General features: G+C 68.9%; 19 protein-coding genes. 9 read left to right on the plus strand and 10 right to left on the minus strand.

Annotated elements, in window-relative coordinates:
- On the plus strand, window positions 1-1,111 hold a 1,111-nt coding region (locus QZV94_RS08295; RefSeq protein WP_293677343.1), incomplete at its 5' end, for a class I adenylate-forming enzyme family protein.
- 21 nt (window positions 1,112-1,132) lie between these two features.
- On the opposite strand, the gene QZV94_RS08300 is transcribed toward QZV94_RS08295, so the two are convergent.
- From QZV94_RS08300 to QZV94_RS08315, 4 genes are all read right to left on the minus strand, one after another.
- A complete protein-coding gene (locus QZV94_RS08300) occupies window positions 1,133-2,368 on the minus strand; it encodes an LLM class flavin-dependent oxidoreductase (protein ID WP_293677344.1) in 1,236 nt (411 codons plus the stop codon).
- Window positions 2,369-2,465: 97 nt separating this feature from the next.
- The gene (locus QZV94_RS08305; RefSeq protein WP_293677345.1) at window positions 2,466-3,935 is read right to left on the minus strand and encodes an amidohydrolase family protein; all 1,470 of its coding nucleotides are present in this window, start codon (window positions 3,933-3,935) and stop codon (window positions 2,466-2,468) included.
- A 71-nt stretch (window positions 3,936-4,006) separates the two neighbouring features.
- Entirely contained in the window at window positions 4,007-5,371 is a 1,365-nt protein-coding gene (locus QZV94_RS08310) for an ATP-binding protein (RefSeq protein ID WP_293677346.1), read from the minus strand.
- A gap of 37 nt (window positions 5,372-5,408) precedes the next feature.
- Window positions 5,409-6,119, minus strand: a complete 711-nt coding sequence (locus tag QZV94_RS08315; protein ID WP_293677347.1) for a response regulator transcription factor — start codon at window positions 6,117-6,119, stop codon at window positions 5,409-5,411.
- A 145-nt stretch (window positions 6,120-6,264) separates the two neighbouring features.
- Between QZV94_RS08315 and QZV94_RS08320 the strand changes: the two genes are divergently transcribed.
- Complete coding sequence (locus tag QZV94_RS08320; RefSeq protein ID WP_293677348.1) at window positions 6,265-7,152, plus strand: branched-chain amino acid aminotransferase; 888 nt, start codon at window positions 6,265-6,267, stop codon at window positions 7,150-7,152.
- A gap of 4 nt (window positions 7,153-7,156) precedes the next feature.
- Here the strand turns inward: QZV94_RS08320 and QZV94_RS08325 are convergent, their stop codons facing one another.
- From QZV94_RS08325 to QZV94_RS08335, 3 genes are all read right to left on the minus strand, one after another.
- The gene (locus QZV94_RS08325) at window positions 7,157-7,546 is read right to left on the minus strand and encodes a hypothetical protein (RefSeq protein WP_293677349.1); all 390 of its coding nucleotides are present in this window, start codon (window positions 7,544-7,546) and stop codon (window positions 7,157-7,159) included.
- Between the two features lie 94 nt (window positions 7,547-7,640).
- Window positions 7,641-8,012: a dihydroneopterin aldolase gene (gene folB, locus QZV94_RS08330; RefSeq protein WP_293677350.1), complete on the minus strand. Its 372-nt coding sequence runs from the start codon at window positions 8,010-8,012 to the stop codon at window positions 7,641-7,643.
- A complete protein-coding gene (locus QZV94_RS08335) occupies window positions 8,009-8,551 on the minus strand; it encodes a 6-carboxytetrahydropterin synthase (protein WP_293677351.1) in 543 nt (180 codons plus the stop codon). Before QZV94_RS08335 ends, folB begins: the two co-directional genes overlap by 4 nt.
- 352 nt (window positions 8,552-8,903) lie before the next feature.
- Here QZV94_RS08335 and QZV94_RS08340 point away from each other — a divergent pair, with 352 nt between their 5' ends.
- Window positions 8,904-10,346: an aldehyde dehydrogenase family protein gene (locus QZV94_RS08340; protein WP_293677352.1), complete on the plus strand. Its 1,443-nt coding sequence runs from the start codon at window positions 8,904-8,906 to the stop codon at window positions 10,344-10,346.
- A 51-nt stretch (window positions 10,347-10,397) separates the two neighbouring features.
- Here the strand turns inward: QZV94_RS08340 and QZV94_RS08345 are convergent, their stop codons facing one another.
- Complete coding sequence (locus QZV94_RS08345) at window positions 10,398-12,659, minus strand: molybdopterin cofactor-binding domain-containing protein (protein WP_293677353.1); 2,262 nt, start codon at window positions 12,657-12,659, stop codon at window positions 10,398-10,400.
- Window positions 12,656-13,132, minus strand: coding sequence for a (2Fe-2S)-binding protein (locus QZV94_RS08350; RefSeq protein ID WP_293677354.1), 477 nt, complete (start codon window positions 13,130-13,132; stop codon window positions 12,656-12,658). The genes QZV94_RS08345 and QZV94_RS08350 overlap by 4 nt, the downstream gene beginning before the upstream one ends.
- An 86-nt stretch (window positions 13,133-13,218) precedes the next feature.
- Between QZV94_RS08350 and QZV94_RS08355 the strand changes: the two genes are divergently transcribed.
- Both QZV94_RS08355 and QZV94_RS08360 read left to right on the plus strand, forming a co-directional pair.
- Entirely contained in the window at window positions 13,219-14,553 is a 1,335-nt protein-coding gene (locus QZV94_RS08355) for a sensor histidine kinase KdpD (protein WP_293677355.1), read from the plus strand.
- 41 nt (window positions 14,554-14,594) lie between these two features.
- Window positions 14,595-15,227, plus strand: a complete 633-nt coding sequence (locus tag QZV94_RS08360; protein WP_293677356.1) for a response regulator transcription factor — start codon at window positions 14,595-14,597, stop codon at window positions 15,225-15,227.
- Here the strand turns inward: QZV94_RS08360 and nhaA are convergent.
- Window positions 15,224-16,414: a Na+/H+ antiporter NhaA gene (nhaA, locus tag QZV94_RS08365; RefSeq protein ID WP_293677357.1), complete on the minus strand. Its 1,191-nt coding sequence runs from the start codon at window positions 16,412-16,414 to the stop codon at window positions 15,224-15,226. The genes QZV94_RS08360 and nhaA overlap by 4 nt on opposite strands.
- Before the next feature lie 88 nt (window positions 16,415-16,502).
- Between nhaA and QZV94_RS08370 the strand changes: the two genes are divergently transcribed.
- From QZV94_RS08370 to QZV94_RS08385, 4 genes are all read left to right on the plus strand, one after another.
- On the plus strand, window positions 16,503-17,063 hold the full coding sequence (locus tag QZV94_RS08370) for a carboxymuconolactone decarboxylase family protein (RefSeq protein ID WP_293677358.1): 561 nt from the start codon (window positions 16,503-16,505) through the stop codon (window positions 17,061-17,063).
- Between the two features lies 1 nt (window position 17,064).
- A complete protein-coding gene (locus QZV94_RS08375) occupies window positions 17,065-17,877 on the plus strand; it encodes an SDR family NAD(P)-dependent oxidoreductase (protein ID WP_293677359.1) in 813 nt (270 codons plus the stop codon).
- 179 nt (window positions 17,878-18,056) lie between these two features.
- A complete protein-coding gene (locus QZV94_RS08380) occupies window positions 18,057-19,481 on the plus strand; it encodes a protein adenylyltransferase SelO (RefSeq protein ID WP_293677360.1) in 1,425 nt (474 codons plus the stop codon).
- A 70-nt stretch (window positions 19,482-19,551) separates the two neighbouring features.
- A partial coding sequence (locus QZV94_RS08385; RefSeq protein WP_293677361.1) for an acyl-CoA dehydrogenase family protein occupies window positions 19,552-20,727 on the plus strand: 1,176 nt, incomplete at its 3' end.

Consider the following 20,727-nt stretch of genomic DNA (forward strand, 5'->3'; position numbering starts at 1 on the left):
CCTCGACACGGTGATCAGGGCATACATGGGCCAGAAGCCGCCGCCGCGGCCGATCAAGTCCGACGACATCGCCTATCTGGTCTACACCTCCGGCACGACGGGCGCGCCCAAGGGCGCGACCAACACCCACGGCAACATCACCTACAACGCCCAGGTCTACCGCGACTGGATCGCGCTTCAGGACGGCGTGGGGGTGCTGGGGGTGGCGCCGTTGTTCCACATCACCGGCCTGGTGGCGCACCTGCTGGTGGCGATCATCACCGCCAGCCCGGTCACCCTCGCCTATCGCTTCGAGCCCGGGGTGATGCTGGACGCCGCGGCCGAGCGGAAGCCGGGCTTTACCGTGGCGGCGATCACCGCCCTGATGGCGATGATGAACCACGCTGACGCCAGCGAGGCGCAGATGGCGAGCGTGACCAAGGTCTATTCCGGCGGGGCGCCGATCCCGCCCGCGGTGGTGGACGCCTTCCTCGCCAGGTTCGGCCACTACATCCACAACATCTACGGCCTGACGGAGACCTCCTCGCCCACGCACGGCGTGCCGCTCGGCGTCAGGGCCCCGGTGGACCCGATGTCGGGCGCGCTGTCGGTCGGCGTGCCGATCCCCGGCGCGTATGTGTGGATCGCGACCGAGGATGGCCGGCCGGCGCCGCTCGGCGAGCCCGGCGAGATCGTGTCGTCAGGGCCGATGGTCGCGCCGGGCTACTGGAAGAAGCCGCAGGAAACCGCCGAAGCCATGCGTCCGGACGGGTTCCGCACCGGCGATGTGGCCTTCATGGACGAGGCCGGCTGGTTCTTCCTGATCGACCGCAAGAAGGACATGATCAATGCGGCCGGATACAAGGTCTGGCCGCGCGAGGTGGAGGACGTGCTCTACACGCATCCTGCCGTGCGCGAGGCCGCCGTGGTCGGGGTCAAGGACGCGTACCGCGGCGAAACGGTCAAGGCCGTCGTGAGCCTCAAGGCAGGCGCCGAGGCCACGCCGGCGGAGCTTATCGAGCACTGCAAGGTGCGGATGGCGGCCTACAAATATCCACGCCAGCTCGAGATCATCGACGAGCTGCCCAAGACCGTCACTGGCAAGATCCTGCGCCGGGAACTGCGCGGGTGACCAGGACGGCTAAGCCAAGCGTTAGGAGCCCTCGGTCTGCTTGGCCGCCTGCTTCTCGGCCTCGCGGGCGAGGCGCTTGGCCTGGGCCTCGGCCAGGGCCGGCGGCAACGGCTTGCCGGCGTCGGTGAACGCCCGCTCCATGGCCGCTGGGGTGGCGCCGAAGACCGTGCGCATGTTGCCCTCAACCCAGTCGCGGCTGGCGACGACGGCGCCCAGCTGGTTCTGGAAGCGCGGCGCCACATAGCGGGCGAGCATCTCATAGCTGCGGTTGGTGGCGTCGGTGTTGGCCCATTCATGGGCCAGGGACAGGATGCCGCCGATGCCGCCCGAACGCTCGATGATCTGCTCGATCGACTCGGCCACCTGGTCGGGTGAGCCGATCAGCATCACGCCCTTCTCCGCCTGCTCCTCGAGGGTTCCGGCCGTGCCGAACAGCCCGCCCCCGGCGGCGGCCGCGCTGCCGGCGTCGCCCGAATAGGCGCGCAGCTTGTAGCCTTCCTCGATCTCGGCCAGCGCCTGCTTGCGGGTCTCCGCCACGTGGATCGGCACGACGACCTTCCAGTGTTCGCGGGAGATCTTCTGGCCGGCTTCCTCGGCGGCTTCCTCGGCCCAGCCCCAGGTGCGCTCGAAGGCCTTGTTGTCGACGCCGGCGACCGAGAGCAGCCCGGCGCCGTGCTTGCCGGCCAGGGTCGGACCCGACGGGGTGAAGGCGGTGGCCACGGACACCGGCAGGTGCGGGTCGGTGAAGCTGTTCAGCTGCAGGCGCGCATCCCGCAGCTCGAACCAGTCGGTCTTCATCGTCACCAGTTCGTCCCCGCGCAGGAGCCGCATGATGGCGTCCAGCGCATCAGCCATCCGCCCCCGCTGTTCGACCGTCGGGATGCCCATCATGTGCGCATCGGAGGTGAGCGCCCCCGGCCCGACGCCGAGCATGGCCCGTCCCTCGGTCATGTGGTCGACCTGGACCATGCGGTCCGCGACCATCAGGGGGTGGTGGTAGGGCAGGCTCAGGACGCCGGTGCCCAGCTTGATGCGCTTGGTCTTCACAGCCGCAGCGGCCATGAACACCACGGGGTCGGCGATCAGCTCGCGGCCGAAGCTGTGGTGCTCGCCGATCCAGGCCTCCTCATAGCCAAGCTCGTCGAGCAGCTCGATCAGCCGCATGTCCCGCTTCATCGCCAAGGTCGGGTTTTCGCCGACGCGGTGGAAGGGGGCCACGAAGGCGCCGAACTTCAAACGCTTGGGACGGTAGGCCATAGTCGTGCTCCCCACATTCTGTCGTTTCGTCCTTGCCCGAAATCCTCCGGAAAACGATTTCGCTTTTGTCATCGAGAGGAATCGGGCCGCCCCGGACCTACGGCCCCCCGCCGCTGGCGCGCATCAGGTTCAGGAACTGCCGCCGGTTCTGCGGTCCGTAGGTGGCGAACGACGGGTTGGGGGCCTGGGCGTACTCCGCCTTCTCCTGCGCCACGGCGTCGCGCTCGACGTACTGGCGCACCGTCTCGGCATCGAGCTTGTAGGGCTTGGCTGCATTCAGCCCGAACACCTTGGCCCGCAACTGCGGTGTCATTCGCGGATAGCCGTGCGCCGCCTGCAACTCGTCGGAAATCTGGAAGGTGCGGAAAGCCTGGATCTGATCCTGCGGCGAGCCGTACCAGATCGAGTCGGTGCCCCAGAGCACGTTGTCCTGGCCCACGTGCTTGAAGAGCTTGCCCATCAGGTGAGCGGCCGTGGTCGGGTCGCGCATGGAGGCGAAGCGCCAGGTGGAGCCCAGCTCGGCGTAGACGTTGCTGTTCGGCCTGATCCCCGCCTCCAGCAACGAGGTGCAGAGCGCGTCGACCCCGTCGGTGCGCTTGGGGTCGTAGGGCCCCTCGGCGCTGCCGGCCACATAGCCCGAGTGGTAGATCAGGAAGTTCATGTCGGGGAACCGCTTGGCGATCGGCCCGATGTCGCGGCAGGTGGAGTGCTCGTAGCTCTTCGGCCCGAACGGTAGGCCCTTGTGGATGGCGATGTTCTTCACGCCGAGCTTGCGGGCCTTCTCCACGAAGCGGATGCCGACGTCGTCGGTCATGAAGAAGCCGTCGCCGCCGGGACCCCACTGCGTGTAGGTCTTGAAGGCGGTGACGCCGAAGCCCTTCAGGCGCTCCATGTCCTCCACGTCGCCGGGCTGGTTGGGGTTCACCCGCGCGTGCAGCATCAGCCGCTTGGAGCCCTCCATGCGCTCGACGATGGCGCGGGTGGCGGCGGCCTCCTCGATGGTCAGCGGCTCGCCCTCGCGGGTCGAGGGCACGAACGAGAGCACCATGATGTCAGTGTCGGAATCGAGGAACACGTCCTTCACGAACTCTTCCGCGCCCAGGCGCGTCAGGTAGCTGCGGTCGCCCGGCGCGCCGGAGAGGGCCCGGGCCTTGGGCATCTCGGCCAGTGGGCGGGCGTTGGCGGGCAGCGTCTTCAGCCAGGCGCCGGTCGGGTTCACGAAGTGGCCCTGGACGTCGAAGATGAACTCGTTCTTCCCGAGCTCGGCGCAGGCCAGCTGCGGCTCCAGCGCCGCCTCGGCCGAGACCTCGAAGAAACCGCCGGTCCGCCCCGCTGCGGCGTGGGCCACGTTGAACGCCGCCAGCGTCGAGGCCGCGCCGCAGGCCGAGGTCAGGAAGCCCCGCCGGCCCAGGCCCAGGCGCCTGGAGAACCCGTCCGCCCGCTCGGAGGCCAGGTGGTTGGCGTAGGCTTCGCTGGGGCTGAGCGGGATCGGGGCGAACTCGCCATTCGAGGTGGCGTCCAGCTTTATGGGCAACCGCCGCCCATGAGGATCGAGGTCATCGGTCACGACAGCGCTCCCTTCCAGGGGCGGGCAGCCTGTCACCGCAACCGGGACGCGGCAAGCCGCTGCGGCGATGCTTAGCCCGGCAGCCTGACCACCGCGCGGAGGCCGCCCAACGGCGAGCGGTCCAGGCTGATGTCGCCGCCATGGCCGCGGGCGACGTCGCGGGCGATGGCCAGGCCCAGGCCCACGCCCTTGGTGTTCTGGTTGCGGCTTTCGTCCAGGCGGGCGAAGGCCTTGAAGGCGTCTTCGTACTGTTCGGGCGGAATGCCGGGGCCATCGTCGTCGACGACGATCTCGAGCCCTCCTCCGGGCAGGCGACGGGCGCGCACCTCGACGCAGTCTCCATGGGCGGCGGCGTTCATCACCAGATTCGCCAGGGCGCGCTTCAGGGCGTTCGGCCGCACGGTGGCGGTCAGCTCCGGGTCGGCAGAGACCGTCACCTGGGCGCCCACGCGGCGCGCGCCCTCACTCACCGCCTCGATCAGCGGGTGGAGCCGGACGGGCTCGGAGCCCTCGCCGCCCTCGCCGCGCGCGAAGGCCAGGTACTCGTCGACCATGTGCTCCATCTCGGCGAGATCGCGCTTCATCTCCGCGGTGCGGCTGTTGGGTTCGGCGAGCGCCAGGGTGAGCTTCAGGCGGGTGAGCGGGGTCCGCAGGTCGTGGCTGACCGAGGCCAGCAGGGCCGTGCGCTGTTCGATATGACGCTGGATGCGGCCGCGCATGTGGATGAAGGCGTTGGCCGCCTGGCGCACCTCCTTGGCCCCATGCGGTTTGAAGGCCAGGTTGTCGTCACCCCGCCCGAAGGCCTCCGCCGCGCTGGCCAGGCGCTCGATGGCGCGGACCTGGTTGCGGATGAAAAGGAGCGCGACGGTGGTGAGCAGCACCGTGGCCACGGTCATCCACAGCACGAAGATGTGGCCCTGGGTGGCGAAGGCCCGCTCGCGCGGGGCCAGCACCCGCATCACGCCGCCCTCGACGCCGACGCGGATGTCGACATAGGCAGGGTAACGGGTGGTGTCGAACCAGAACGGGGCGTCCAGGCGGTCGCTGAGCGCGCGGTCGAGGGACCGGTCGATGGGCGCGAAGAAGGCCTCCAGCAGCACCGGCGGGTCGCGGCGGCGCTGTGGCAGCTTGCGCCCGGGCTGCAGGGCGATGGAGAGGCTCATGGACTCCTCGGCCCGCTGCGACAGCCGCGCGAAGCTCTCCGGCGTCGGGTCCTCGCGGTAGCTCTCCACGGCCCAGGCGATATCGCCCGCGAGGCCCTCGGAGAGCCGCGCGGTCACGGTCTGCCAATGGGCGTCGAAGAAGATGTAGGTGACGGCGACCTGCATCAGGGCCACCGGCAGCACGATGATCAGCAGCGAACGGGCGAACAGCGTCGCCGGCAGCCGCCGCTTCAGCCAGCGCACCAGGACCTTGAAGGAGGACGGCAGCTTCATCGGCGGGTGAACACCCGTGGAGGGCGAGGCAGTCTCATCAGTCCGGCGCCAGCCTGTAGCCCACGCCGCGGACGGTCTGCAGGTAGCGTGGGGCCTTGGGGTCGTCCTCGATCTTGCGCCGCAGGCGCGTCACCTGGACGTCCACCGCCCGGCCGGAGGGATCGACGGAGCCGCGGGCCAGTTCCAGGCGGTCGACGGCCTCGTGCGGGGTGCGGGCGAGCTGGCGCAGCAGCGCGACCTCCGCCTCGGTGAGGCGCACCACCTCGCCGGCGCTGAGGAGTTCGCCACGGTCGGGATCGAAGGCGCATCGGCCCATTGAGAGCGTCCCGCCCGCCTGAGGCGGCTCGGCGGTGGCGCGGCGCAGGATGGCCTCGATGCGCAGCAGGAGTTCCTCCGGCTCGAACGGCTTGCCGAGGTAGTCGTCGATGCCGAGCTTCAGGCCCTCGATCCGATCGGCCGGTTCCGTGCGAGCGGTGAGCATCAGCACCGGCGTGCGGCCCATCCCGCCGCGCTGCTCACGAAGCCATCTGGTCAGCGAAAAGCCGTCCTCGCCCGGCATCATCACGTCGAAGACGGCCAGGTCGAAATCCAAGGTCGCCAGGAGCCGGCGCGCGGGCGCGCCGCCGGAGGCCGCGGTGACGCGGAAGCCGGCGCGGGCGAGATACTCCTTCAGGAGTTCGCGGATTCGGTCGTCGTCATCGACGATAAGCAGATGGCGCGCGCGTGCCGGCGCGTCGGGCGGGCTCATGTCGAAACCCCCATGGGACGGCCTCTCTCGCGGCCTGGATCGGCAGGCCCACTCATACGCCGATGGCCTGGGCGCCGCCCAATTCGTTTGACGCGCCCGGCGGGGGACGGTTCAAGGGGTGTTCCCGAAAGGAGGTCGCACCCTCATGTCTCTCGTTCCCTTCGACGACCGCGATGGATGGATCTGGCTGGATGGCCAGTTCGTGCCCTGGCGCGAGGCGACGGTGCACGTACTCACTCACGGCCTGCACTATGCGTCGGCCGTGTTCGAGGGAGAGCGGATGTATGGGGGCGAGATCTTCGAGCTGACGGCGCATACGGAGCGTCTGTTCAAGTCCGCAGAAATCCTGGATTTCGAGATACCGTTCACGGTGGCGGAGATCGACAAGGCCTGCAAGGACGTCTGCGCCCGGAACGGCCTCACCGACGCCTACATCCGCCCGATCGCCTGGCGCGGCTCGGAGATGATCGGGGTCTCGGCCCAGAACACGAAGATCCACGTGGCGATCGCCTGCTGGGAGTGGCCGTCCTACTTCTCGCCGGAAGAGAAGGCCAAGGGCATCCGGCTCACCTGGGCCAAGTACAAGCGCCCGAGCCCGGAGACCGAGCCGGTCCATGCCAAGGCTGCCGGCCTCTACATGATCTGCACCATCTCCAAGCACGCTGCGGAGAAGGAAGGCTACACCGACGCGATGATGCTCGATTACCGGGGCTACATCGCCGAGAGCACCGGCTCGAACGTGTTCTTCATCAAGGACGGGGTGATCCACACACCGCTTCCCGACTGCTTCCTGAATGGCATCACCCGCCAGACGGTGATCAGGATCGCGCGGGAGAAGGGCTTCGAGATCGTGGAGCGCCACATCAAGCCGGAAGAGCTGGCGACGTTCTCTGAGTGCTTCGTGGTGGGCTCCGCAGCCGAGGTCACCCCGGTGTCGGAGATCGGCGAGTACACCTTCCGGCCTGGCAACATCTCGCTGGCCCTGATGGACGACTACGCCCGTCTGGTGCGGCGCGAACTCGTAGCGGCTTAGGCCGCTACGCCAGCACCGCGTAGGGGCGGGGGTAGGGCTCGCCGCGGCTGAGGGTGATCAGCCCCAGGATGCAGCGAACGCCGAACCAGATGGCGGCGACGCCGTACATCAGCTTGGCCAGGATCAGGAGCGGGATGCCGATCAGGATGAAGCTGAGCGGGATGCCGACCACCAGCAGCAGGCTGGCCAGCAGGCACCAGACCAGGCCGATCCAGAAGGTGCGGATCAGGAAGGTGTAGTGGGTGCGCATGTCCGGCCCGGCCGTCATCTGCTGGGCGTGGGCGATGATCACGCCGACGATGGCCGTGAGGCCGGCCGTGGCGAAGCCCGCCAAGTAGAGCGCGTAGCACACGATCGGCATCGTCTTGTCTTCCGTGGCGCTGTAGTCGCTCATCTTTCCCTCCATCCCCCGCCCATCACGGTGGATTGCGCCCTCAAGATGGGATGGATGCCGGGGCGGCGAAAGCCGTCACCGCGTTACATCTCGTTCACCCGCGGGTGACGACGATCTCCACGCCGGCGCCGACCGCGTCGGGAGCCAGCGCCAGCGGCTTCTCCACACGGACCCGCACCTGAGTGACCCGCGGGTCGGCCATGCAGCGCGCGGCCAGGCGGTGGGCGAAGGTTTCCACCAGCGCCATGTGGCCCTCGGCGGCGACCGCCTTGGCTGCGGCCAGGATGGTCTCGTAGTTCACCGTGTCGGCCAGGCGGTCGGAGCCGTCGGTGGGGGCGTCGAGCTCGACGTCGACGATCAGCGGCTGCAGGCGGCCGATCTCGTGGCGATAGACGCCGATCTCCGCCTGCACCCGGACGCCGGTGACGAAGACCTTGGAGCCAAGCGTGCGCAGCCGCCCGTTCATGTCCGGCTCCAGGCGTCGAGGGGCAGGAGGTCGTTCAGGCTCGCGTCGGACCGCAGCGCCCAGTCGCCGGGCGCCCAGCCGTCGAGCCCGTCCAGGTCGGCGGCGGTGAGCGACACCGCGTTGGTGGGAGTCTCCTGCACTACGACCTCGTCGACCGCGAACAGGGCCTCGGCGGCCAGGATGGCGCTGAGCTTGCGGAAGAAGGCGACTGCCAGGGCCTCGGTGGTGGGATCGCCCCGGAAGACCATGATCCGGGCGAGTTGCCGGGGTTCCTCGCGCTGGAAGTAGCCCAGCAGGGGATCCTCGCTGTTGAGCTGCAGGGCGTGGTCGACGAAGCCGTCGATCCAGGCGTGCCAGGCGCCCTTCGCCTGGGCGAAGGCGGCGCTCATGTTGCCGCCGCCGAGGTCCATGGGCGTGAGCGGGCGCAAGCGGACGGTCACCACCTCGTCGTGGCCGTGCGGCGTGAGGCACTTGGACGAGGGGTCATGAAGGAGACGGTGCGCCATGGAGTACCGGCGCGAGAAGATCAGCCGGACCATGGGGAAGCTCCTAGCGGGCGCCCCCATAGCGCCGCACGAAGCCGACCGGAAGGGGAAGTTCGCGCCTTAGTCGAGGCGGCCGAACTCGTAGAGGTTCAACGCGGCGATGACCACGAGGAAGGCGACGATCATTCCGATGGCGAGCATGCCGACTCCGAAGGCTTGACGTCAGGGCCTTTAGACGCGCCCATGCGCGCGGGCAACTGCCGTCGCGCATCCGTGGCGCTCAATCGGCCGGTTCCTATCAGTGTTACGCGGCGTGGGGGCTTCCCCCCAGACCGCTGATCATTAAAATGAATGTCGAACGAGGGGCGGCACCGCCCCCGCAATGAGAAGTCGCCAGGAGGACGTCATGCGCGAGTACTACAAGTTCTATATTGACGGGGCATGGGTCGACCCGGCCGAAGGGCTGAAGACCCTCGACGTCGAGAACCCCGCCACCGAACAGGTCGCCGGCAAGATCGCCCTGGGCTCGGCCAAGGACGTCGACCTGGCGGTCAAGGCCGCCCAAAAGGCTTTCGAGTCCTGGTCGCAGACCAGCCGCGAAGAGCGGATCGAGGTGCTGGGCCGCATCCTGACGGAATACCAGAACCGCTTCGGCGACCTGGCCACCGCCGTGACCGAGGAAATGGGCGCGCCGGCCTCGCTGGCCCAGCGCGCGCAGGTGCCGATCGGCATCGGCCACCTGACCACCACCATCGAGGTGCTGAAGAACTTCAAGTTCGAGGAAGACCGCGGCCCGACGATGATCGTCAAGGAGCCGATCGGCGTCTGCGGCTTCATCACCCCCTGGAACTGGCCGCTGAACCAGATCGTCTGCAAGGTGGCTCCGGCCATCGCCACCGGCTGCACCATGGTGCTGAAGCCGTCGGAAGTGGCGCCGTTCTCCGGCCAGATCTTCGCTGAGATCATGCACAAGGCCGGCGTGCCGAAGGGCGTGTTCAACATGGTGCAGGGCGACGGCCCGACGGTGGGCGCGGCCATCTCCAGCCACCCCGGCGTGGACATGGTCTCCTTCACCGGTTCCACCCGCGCCGGCATCGAGGTGGCCCGCGCGGCCGCAGCGACCGTCAAGCGCGTGGCGCAGGAACTGGGCGGCAAGAGCCCGAACATCGTCCTGGACGACGACGCCTTCGCGGCGGGCGTTGGCCGCGGCGTGGCCACCATGATGACCAACTCCGGCCAGTCCTGTAACGCCCCCACCCGGATGCTCGTGCCGAAGAAGCGGATGGCCGAGGCGATCACCGTCGCCCGCGACACCGCCGCCACCGTCACCGTGGGCGACCCGAACGGCAACGCTCAGCTCGGGCCCGTGGTCTCCCGCGTGCAGTTCGACAAGATCCAGAAGCTGATCCAGGCCGGCATCGACGAGGGCGCAACCCTGGTCATCGGCGGCACGGGCCGGCCCGAGGGTCTGGACAAGGGCTACTATGTGAAGCCGACCGTCTTCGCCAACGTGACCAACGACATGACCATCGCCAAGGAAGAGATCTTCGGCCCGGTCATTTCGATCCTCGGCTACGACACGGTCGATCAGGCCATCGAGATCGGCAACGACACCGAGTACGGCCTGGCCGCCTATGTGCAGTCCGGCGACCTGGATAAGGCCCGCAAGATCGCCTCCAAGCTCCGCGCGGGCCAGGTGTCGATCAACGGCGGCGGCGGGGACATGATGGCCCCGTTCGGAGGCTACAAGATGAGCGGCAACGGGCGCGAGTGGGGCGACTACGCCTTCCACGAGTTCCTGGAGACCAAGGCCGTACTCGGCTACGCAGCGCCGAAGGCCGCGGAATAGTCGTTCAACGTTGAGCGCTTAAGGGCCGCCCCCGGGGCGGCCCTTTTCGTTTCAGGCCTGCATCGCGGCCTTCACCGCCGCGGGCCGGATAGGCAGGTGGCGGACGCGAGCGCCCACCGCGCGATAGATGGCGTTGCCGATGGCGGGCCCGACGACGGTGGTTGCCGGTTCGCCCAGGCCGACGGGAGCCTCGTTAGAGCGCACGAACTCGATCTCGAGGGCCGGCACATCGGCCATGCGCAAGGGCGTATAGGTGTCGAGGTTGGTGTCCTTGACCTGGCCGTTCACGAATTCGGAGCCTTCGAACAGCGCCAGGCTAAGGACCCACAGCGCAGCGCCCTCCATTTGCGCCAAGGCCCCGTCGGGGCTGACGATGGTGCCGGCGTCGGCCACCAGGGTCAGCTTCTCCACCCTCCCCGCCCCGGTGGCGGGATCGACCTTCACCCGGGCCGCGCAGGCCACCCAGGTTGGCATGGTGCGTTCCTGGCCAAAGGTGGTGGCGAGGCCCAGGCCGGTGTTCGCCGGCAGCGGCTTGCCCCAGCCGGCCTTGGTGGCCACCCGTTGCAGCACCGCCGCCTGGCGCCTGGCGCCGCCGACCGAGTTCGGCGCTGAGCCGGCGTTGCGGCCGGCCGCGTCGAGCATCCGTAGTCGGAAGGCCAGGGGATCGACGCCGGCCTTTTCGGCGGCTTCGTCCATGAAGCTCTCCACCGCCCAATTGGTCCAGCCTGGTCCCACCGAACGCAGCCAGCCGGGCCGGAAGGTGCGGTTGGCCAGGTCGTTGCTGATGGCGCGAACCCGCTGCGCGCCAACATTGTACCAGTGGTCGGCGCCGCTGATGGCGAAGGGGTCGTAGGCGACGCCGTTGTCCCCTTTGGGCATGAAGAAGGAGGCCATCGCCTGGGTCGGCCAGCCGGCGCAGGCGGCGTGGTCCATCGCCGTCACGCGGCCGCCCTCGCCGAAGGCCATCCTCACCGTCTGCACCGAAGGGGACCGGGGACTGTCGAACCGGGTGTCATCGGCCCGGGTCATGACCATCTTCACCGGCCGGCCCTTCAGCGCCTTGGAGGCCAGCGCCGCGGCCACTGCGTAGTCGCCATTCAGCCTGCGCCCGAACCCGCCGCCCAACAGGTAGGTGCGCATAACGATGGTCTCTTCCTTGCGCTCCAGAGCCTTGGCCAGCCACGGCAGCACCAGCGACTGCCACTGGTTGCCCGTGTGGATTTCGAACACCCCGTCCTTCTCGAACGCCAACGCGTTCACCGGCTCCAGCTGCATGTGTAGCGCGGTGGCGGTGCTGTAGGTCGCCTCGTGGGTGGATCTGGCCGAGCGGAAGGCCGCGTCCACGCCGGGGTCGTCCACGACCAGGCTGCCCGCCCGCCTATCGGCGATCAGGTCCCGGGCGCGGTCCTGGAGGTCGGCTTCGGAGACCTTGCGGGACGCGGCGGCGCCTTTCCAGGTGACCTTCAGCCGCTTGGCGGCCTTGTCTGCTGCCGCGAAGCTCTCGGCGTAGACCATCACCCAGCCGGGGACCGTCCCCGAAGGATCCTGCAAAGCGATGGCGTTTACGTAGCCGGGAACCTGCCTGGCGGCGGTCTCGTCGATGGTGACCACCTGGGAGCCATAGCGGGTCGGCGGCAGCACCGGCCGGCCGTAGAGCATGTCGGGGACCTTGGCGTCGATACCGTACACCGCCGTGCCGTCGGTCTTGCCGGGGACATCTCGGGCAGGCGCTGGCTTGCCGATCAGGCGCCTATCGGCCGCCTTCTTGATCGGCATCTTGGCCAAGTCTTCCGCCGACCACTGACCGGCCAGTTCGCCCCTGGCGACGATTTCACCGTAGGAGATCGACCTGCGCCCGGCGATCACGGCACCCTTGCGGGCGACGCACTTGTCCTCGGAAACGCCCAGGAGCTTGGCCCCGGCGCCCACAAGCGCAATCCGCCCTGCCGCCGCCGCCTGGCTGTAGAGCGGATAGCTCTGCCACACCGACCAGCTGGCGCCGGTCATCATCAGGCCCCACTTCGGGTCGGAATCCACGTGGTCGATCTTCACTTTCGACCAGTCGGCCTCCAGCTCGTCGGCGACGATGCGGGCGATGGCGGTGCCCACGTGCTGGCCCATCTCGGCGCGGATCACGTGGACGGTGACGATCCCGGCCTTGTCGATCACGTACCAGATGGTGGGGGCGTAGGTGTCCGCCGCCTGGGCGGGGGAGGTCAGGGCGAAAACAGCGCCCGCGGCCCCGACGGTGATCATGAAGCCGCGCCGAGAGAGCGCGATGGCTTCGCGGCGGTCGCCGAGGGAGAGGCTCATGCCTTCACCCGCTTGCGGGCCCGCGCCGGCGCCGCGGCGAGCTTGATGGCCTGCTTGATGCGGACATAGGCCATGCAGCGGCAGAGGTTGCCGTTCATGGCCGCGTCGATCTCGGCGTCGGTGGGCCGCGGCTTGGACTTCAGCAGCGCCGCGGCCTGCATGATCTGGCCCGACTGACAGTAGCCGCACTGTGGGGCTTCGGCCGCGATCCAGGCCTTCTGCAGCGGATGCGCGCCCTTGGAATGCAGGCCCTCGATGGTGGTGACCGCCTTGCCGGCGACCGCGCCGGTGGGCGTGACGCAGGCGCGGAGCGCCTGGCCGTCGATGTGCACGGTGCAGACGCCGCATTGGGCGATGCCGCAGCCATACTTTGTCCCGGTCAGTCCCAGTTCGTCGCGGATGGTCCAGAGCAACGGCGTGTCGGCCGGGCTCTGCACCGTGACCTCGCGGCCGTTGAGTTTGAAGGTTGTCATGGCGCCCCCTGGCACTCTGCTCGTCCGCTAGCGGACGCCAACTTGCGCCGGGCGGCAAGCCCATTCTGGCCCGATGGCCTAACCGCATGGCCCATCGCCTTGCGCCGACCGCCGCCGTGGCGAAGATGGACGGCCTGGGGGATGGCATGGTCGGCGCGCGGCACTCGGTGATCATCAATCTGATCGCGATCGGCCTGGTGATCGGCGCGTTCGTGACGATCCCCCACTTTGTCGGTCCGACCTTGCCCGCACTGAACCGGCTGGCGGTGCAGGCCTACGCGGCGGTGTTCGTGGCGATCTGGCTGGTGATGATGACCCGTCCCGTGCCGGTCTCGGGCGTGGGCCGCGCGGCGTGGCCGTTCTCCAGCCCGTTCGTGGTGTGGGCCGGCAACGTGCTTCTGGTCGCCGGCTTCTGGCTGTGGATGCCGTACGCGCCCGAAGGCGTGGTGATGGCCTGCATTGTCACCCAGGTGTGCACGGTGACGGTCTACCTCATGACCACGATCGAGCCGCCGCCCAGCGGCGGCAAGATCGTCCTGACGCCGCTGTTCCTGCCGATCTCGATCGGGCTCTACCTCCTGGTCTACCGGCTGGAGTATTCGGTCGCGCTCTCGGTCTTCATCTTCGCCTTCACCCTGACCATCGTGGTGCTGCAGCGTTTCGTGCAGCAGGCGGTGGACGAGGCCTACCTGGCCCGCCAGGCGGCCGAGGCGGCGCTGACCCAAGTGGCCGCGGAACGCGACGCCAAGACGCGGTTTCTGGCCTCGGCCAGCCACGACCTGGGCCAGCCGCTGCAGGCGGCGCGGCTCTCCTTCGACCAGGTGCTGCGCAGCCCGGAGGGGCCACAACGGACGCGCGCCGCAAATCGGGTGGGCTGGGCCTTCGACGCCACCGAGCAGTTGCTGCGCCAGATGCTGGACCACCTACGCCTCGAGTCGGGGACCGTGGAGGCGAAGGCCGCGGACCTCGCTGTCGGCCCGCTCATCGCCCGCCTAGCCGAAATGAACGAGCCTGCCGCCAAGCTGGCTGGGGTCGACCTGCGCGTCATGCCCAGCCGGCTCAGGGTGTGGGCCGACCCGGTCCTGGTCGAACGGGCCTTGGGCAACTTGGTGGTCAACGCGCTCCGCCATTCCAAGGGCCGCCGAGTGTTGGTGGGCGCCCGCCGGCGCGGCGACCGCGTTCGGCTGTGGGTGATCGACGACGGCGTGGGCGTGGCCGATGCCGACGCCGAGAAGCTGTTCGAGGAATACGCCCAGGGCTCCAATCACGGCGACGAAATCCGCGGCGGGTTCGGCCTGGGTCTGGCCTCCGCCCGACGCATGGCGACGCTCATGCAAGGGGAAGTCGCCCTGGACGCGAAATGGCGCAACGGCAGCGCGTTCTGGCTTGAACTTCCGCCCGCCGGCGCCAAAGCTGGCTGACAGGGGCCCGCCATGCGGCGCCGTCCGGGCTGTCGGGGCGCATGAAGACCTGCCTGATCTGTGATGATCACGCGATGATGCGCGAGGCGCTGGAAGGCGCCGTGGCGATCGGCTGGCCCGACGCCAAGGTCGTGCAGGCGATCGACTATCCCACGGCCTGGAGCGCGGCGATGGACGGGCCGGACCTGATCATCAGCGACCTTGCCATGCCCGGCGCATCGCCGGTGGAGGGGATCCGTCGCCTGCTCGAGGCGGCGCCCGGCACGCCGATCCTGGTCGTCACAGGCAATGAGGACGACGCGGTGCTGCTGGCGCTTTTCCGCCTGGGCATCGCCGGCTTCGCGCCCAAGACGTCCAAGAGCGCGATCATCGAGGCCGCCATCCGCCTGGTGGTGGCGGGGGGCCGCTATATACCGCCGCGCATTGCCGAACTCGCCGCGGGCGCCACGCCCGCCGCGCCCGCGTCGCCCACCATCGGCGCGGCGCGCCTTACCGAGCGCCAGCTGGACGTGCTGAAGCTGATCGCACTGGGCCAGTCCAACAAGGAGATCGCCCGCGACCTCGACCTGTCGCCGGCGACCATCAAGGCCCATACCGCCGCGGCCATCGCCGCTTTGGGCGCCGCCAACCGCACCGAAGCCGTGATGCGCGCCCGCGAGATGCGCTTGATCTAAGCCTGCTCGTCGCGGGCGCGGCGTCGTGCGCTGAACGCCAGCAGCGCCAGGCCGAAGGCCGCCGAGCCCAGTGAACCCAGCACCACGCCCGCCCGGACCTGCGACTGGTGCAGGGGATCGGCCTCCGGGAAGGCCAGTGCGCCGATGAAGAGGCTCATGGTGAAGCCGACGCCACAGAGGGCGGAGACCCCGTAGAGCTCGATCCACTTCGCGCCCGTTGGCCGTCGCGCCCACTTCAGTCCGATGGCCAGGAGGGCGGCGCCGAAGACGCCGACCTGCTTGCCGAAGAAGAGGCCCGCGGCGACCCCCAGACTGACGCTCGACAGGACCACCTTCACGGTCTCGTTGCCAAAGGCGAAGCCGGCCGCGGTGAAGGCGAAGATCGGCAGGATCAGGAAAGCCACATAGGGATGCAGAGCCTCCAGGGTCTGCGCCAGCACGCCGGGCCCGCCGGAACGCTTGGGCCCCAGCGGCAGGCAGACGGCCGCCGCGATACCCGCGATCGAGGTGTTCACCCCCGACTTCAGGGTGAACGCCCAGAGCAGGAGGCCGCCCAGGACCCAGAATGCGTAGGGCGCGGCTCGCCAGCGGCCCATGGCCGCCAGCACCGCCGTGGTCGCCGCCGCGCCGGCCAGCATCGGGAAGCGCAGGTGGTCGGTGTAGAGCACGGCGATCAACACCACGGCGACCACGTCGTCGGCGATGGCCAGCGTCATCAGGAAGACGCGCAGCGTCGGCGGCAGGCGAGGTCCGGCCGCGGCAAGGGCGGCGAGGGCGAACGCGATGTCGGTGGCCGTCGGGATGGGCCAGCCCTTGAGGCTTGCGATGTCACCGGAGTTGATCGCCAAATAGACCAGCGCCGGGACCACGACCCCGCCCACCGCGGCCAGGACCGGGAGCGCCAGGCGGCGCGGATTGCTGAGTTCGCCGCGCAGGACTTCGTGCTTGATCTCCAGTCCAACGACGAAGAAGAAGATCGGCATCAGGGCCGTCTTCACCCAATCCGAAACGCTCATCTCCTCGACGAACGGCCCGATCTGCACCGGCAGGACATAGGTGGTCAGCGCCTCGAAGGCCCAGTTCCACGGCGAGTTGGCCAGGATGATCGCAGCGACGGCGGCCGCGACCAGCAGCAGGCCCGAGCCGGTCTCGGTCTTCAGGAATTCCAGCGTGGGCCGGCTCGCCATGGGACCCCCGTAACAAGGGGCCTGCGCCGGCTCTAGCGAAATCGGGCCGCCGTTCTAAGGTGCCGGGAAACCAGGCCGAGGAAACCCCATGAGACTAGCCAAGGCGCGCATCGCGCCCCTGACCGACGCCGAGATGGACGAAGACCAGAGAGCGGCGTTGAAGGACTTCGGGACCCCCATCCTCAATATCTTCCGCACCCTGGTCCGATCCCCGAAGGCGCTGACCCGGTTCAATGCCTGGGGCGGCTATGTGCTGTCTCGCCGCAACGACCTGCCCGAGCGCGAGCGCGAGATCGTGATCCTGCGCGTCGGCTACCGCTGCAAGAGCGGCTACGAGTTCACGCAGCACACCCGCATCGGCCTGCAGTCCGGCCTGACCGCCGACGAGATCGAGCGGATCAAGCAAGGCGCCGACTCCGGCTGGAGCGCCGCCGACGCGGTACTGATCAAGGCCGCGGACGAGCTGCACGACGACCAGTTCATCACCGACGCCACCTGGGCCGAGCTCGGCCGGCACTACTCGCAGAAGCAGTGCATGGATGTGGTGTTCACCGTCGGCCAATACACCCAGGTCTCCATGATCCTGAACACGTTCGGGGTGCAGCTAGACGCCGGCCAGACCCTGGATCCCGAACTCAAGGGCTACTGAGGTGGAGCCCCGGGGCCTCGGGCGTCTAGCGGGCAAGTCGGCGGTCATCGTCGGCGCAGGCCAGACGCCGGGGGAGACCCTGGGCAACGGCCGCGCCACGGCGCTGTTGTTCGCCCGGGAAGGCGCCCGCGTGCTTTGCGTCGACCGGGTCGGCGAGCGAGCGGAAGAGACCGCCGCGATGATCGCCGAGGCCGGCGGCGAGGCCAGCGCCTTGCAGGCCGACGTCAGCAAGGCGAGCGGGGCGGCAGAGATCATCGCCGGGGCCGTCGCGCGCCTCGGCCGCGTCGACGTGCTGGTCAACAACGTCGGCATCGGCGGCTCCGACGGGCCGGCGCACAGGCTGGAAGAGGCCGCGTTCGACCGGATCATGACGGTGAACCTCAAGGGCATGTGGCTGGTCACCAAGGCGGCGCTGGCGGTGATGCGCGAGCAAAAGGCCGGCGCGATCGTCAACATCTCATCGCTGGCGGCGCGGGCCGGGGGCATCCAGCTTGCCTACGAACTCTCCAAGGCCGGTGTGAACCGGCTGACTGCGCACGTCGCGATCTCCCAGGCCCGCTATGGGATCCGCTGCAACGCCGTGCAGCCGGGGTTGATGGACACCCCCATGGCCGTGGCTGGGATCGCCGGCGCGAGCGGGCGCAGCCAGGCGGAGGTTCGAGCAGAGCGCGACGCCCGTGTGCCGCTGGGCGGCAAGATGGGCACAGGGTGGGATACGGCGCACGCGACGTTGTTCCTCGCCTCGGACGACGCCGGTTTCATCACCGGGGCAGTGCTGCCCGTGGACGGCGGCATGGGTGTGCGGATCGGCTGACCGCACGGAACAACCGCCACTGTCTCGCGTTCTTGGCCGCTGGCGAGGGACGCCGACTGGAGAGAGACATGAACAGCATCATCTATATCGTCGGCCTCGTGGTCGTCGTAGGCGCGGTCCTGGCTTTCCTGGGCTTCCGCTAGTTGCCTGGAGGGGCGTCGCGCGGCTAGTTGCCGCCGATGCCCGTCTCTCCTGCCTATCGTCCCGACCCGCAGTACCCCAAGCTCGGACCGGAATTCGCCGACCCGGTGGCGTCGGCGGACTTCCCGCAGACGATCCTGCGCTTCCGCAACGACCGGGCGGCCGCAACCGTCGGGCTCGACACGCTGACCGACGAAGAGTGGATCGGCCACTTCGGCCGTTTCCGGCCGCTGCCGGGCAACATCGATCCGCCCCTGGCCCAGCGCTACCACGGCCATCAGTTCCGCAACTACAACCCCGACCTCGGCGACGGGCGGGGCTTTACCTTCGCCCAGTTGCGAGAGGTCGGGAGCGATCGCCTGCTCGACCTCGGCACCAAGGGGTCCGGCCAGACCCCGTGGTCGAGGTCAGGCGACGGGCGGCTCACGCTCAAAGGCGGCGTACGCGAGGTGCTGGCCACGGCGATGCTGGAGGCCCTCGGCGTGCCGACCTCCCGCACGTTCTCGCTGGTCGAGACCGGCGAGCAGCTGCAGCGCAACGACGAGCCCTCGCCCACCCGCTCGGCGGTGCTGGTGCGGCTGTCGGAAAGCCACATCCGCTGTGGCACCTTCCAGCGCCACGCCTATCTCGAGAGCGCCGAACGGATCACCACCCTCGTCGACCACGTAATCGGCCTCTACTACCCCGAGCTGGAGGGAGCCAACGACCGGCCTACAGCGCTGCTGAACGCCGTCATCGGCCGCGTCGCGCGGCTGACCGCCAGCTGGATGGCGGCGGGCTTCGTGCATGGGGTGCTCAACACCGACAACATGAACATCACCGGCGAGAGCTTCGACTACGGGCCCTACCGCTTCTTGCCGCAGTCCGACCCCAACTTCACCGCCGCCTATTTCGACCACCAGGGCCTCTACGCCTTCGGCCGCCAGCCGGAGGCCGTGTTCTGGAACCTGCAGCAGCTGGCTGGGTGTCTGGACCTGGTGACCGAGACCGACCCGCTGGTTGAGGCGCTGAATGGCTTCGGCCCCGCCTATCGCCGCGAGCTCATGGCCGCGATGCTGCGCCGACTCGGCGTGAAGCGTCGTGACGAGGCGACCGACGCAGCCCTCGTGCAGGCGATGTTCAAGGCCATGGCCGAGGGTGGCGAGCGCCTGCGCTGGGAGCCGTTCTTCTTCGACTGGTTCTGCGGTCGCGAGGACCGAGCCCTGGCGGGGCCGCGCGCGGACCTGTACGCAGAGGCGCCGTTCGTCGAGTTTCGCGAGCAGCTGGCGGACTACGAACCCGACCGCCCCGAGCGCCTGGCGCACGCATACTTCGCCGCCCTGGAGCCGGAGGAACTCCTCTACGACCAGATCGAAGCGGTGTGGGCCTTCATCGCCGAGGCGGACGACTGGAGCGTGCTGCGCGGCAAACTCGACCGGATCGAGACGGCGCGGGTGGCCTGGGGGTTCGCGCCCGGCTCCTGAACGTCCGGAGAGATGGGCAGCGCGCGCGTCCTCGGATAGCTTGTCCGCCAACGGACCGTAGGAGATACCGATGTGGAGCTTTGAAACCGACCCCGAGTTTCAGGCGCAGCTCGACTGGATCGACACGTTCGTGCGCGACGAGGTCGAGCCTCTGGACGACCTTCTCGGCAGCCCGTCCGACGTCAGGGATCCCCGCTTCGTGGCGCTGGTCCGGCCGCTGCAAGCCAAGGTCAAGGCAAGGGGCCTGTGGGCGTGCCACCTGGGTCCGAAACTGGGCGGCCAGGGCTACGGCCAGCTGAAGCTGGCGCTGATGAACGAGAAGTTCGGGCGCTCGCGCTTCGGTCCGACCGTGTTCGGCACCCAGGCGCCGGACACCGGCAATTCCGAGATCCTCGCCCACTATGGGAACGCCGAGCAGAAGGCGCGGTGGCTGGAGCCCCTGCTGGCGAACGAGATCGTGTCCTGCTTCGCGATCACCGAACCGCAGGGCGGCGCCGACCCGCTCGGCTTCCGCATGACGGCCGTCGAGCAGGGGGACAGCTGGGTGCTGAACGGCGAGAAGTGGTTCGCCTCCAATGCGCGGTTCGCCAGCTTCTACATCGTGATGGCGGTCACCGATCCAGACGCGGCCAGCCCCTACCGGCGCGCCTCGATGTTCATCGTGCCGTCGGACACGCCCGGCATCGAGATCGTCCGGGACCACGGCTTCTACGGCGAAGTCGAAGCGAGCCATGCCCACCTCCGCTGGACCGACGTCCGCGTGCCGAGGGAAAACATGCTGGGTGAGCGCGGCGAGGCGTTCGCCGTGGCGCAGGTCCGGCTGGGCGGCGGACGGTTGCATCACGCGATGCGCACGATCGCCCAGGCCACGAAGTGCTTCGACATGATGTGCGAGCGCGTCCTTTCGCGCACCACGAAGGGCGAAGTGCTGGCCGACAAGCAGATGGTCCAGGAGAAGATCGCGGACAGTTGGAGCCAGCTCCGGCAGTTCCGGCTCCTGGTGCTCGAAACGGCCTGGCTCGCAGACCAGGGAAAGAGCTGGAAGGACCTTCGCCTCCACGTCTCGGCGGTGAAGGCGGCGATGCCGAAGGTGCTGCACGATGTCGCCGAGCGGGCGCTGCACCTGCATGGCTCGTTGGGACTGTCGACGCAGACGCCGTTCAGCGCGGCGGTCCTGAACTCGTATCACATCGGCCTGGCCGACGGTCCGACCGAAGTGCACAAGGTCACTGTCGCCCGCCAGATC

The organism is uncultured Phenylobacterium sp. (assembly GCF_902826855.1).
In the GTDB taxonomy this organism is placed as follows: Bacteria; Pseudomonadota; Alphaproteobacteria; order Caulobacterales; family Caulobacteraceae; genus Phenylobacterium.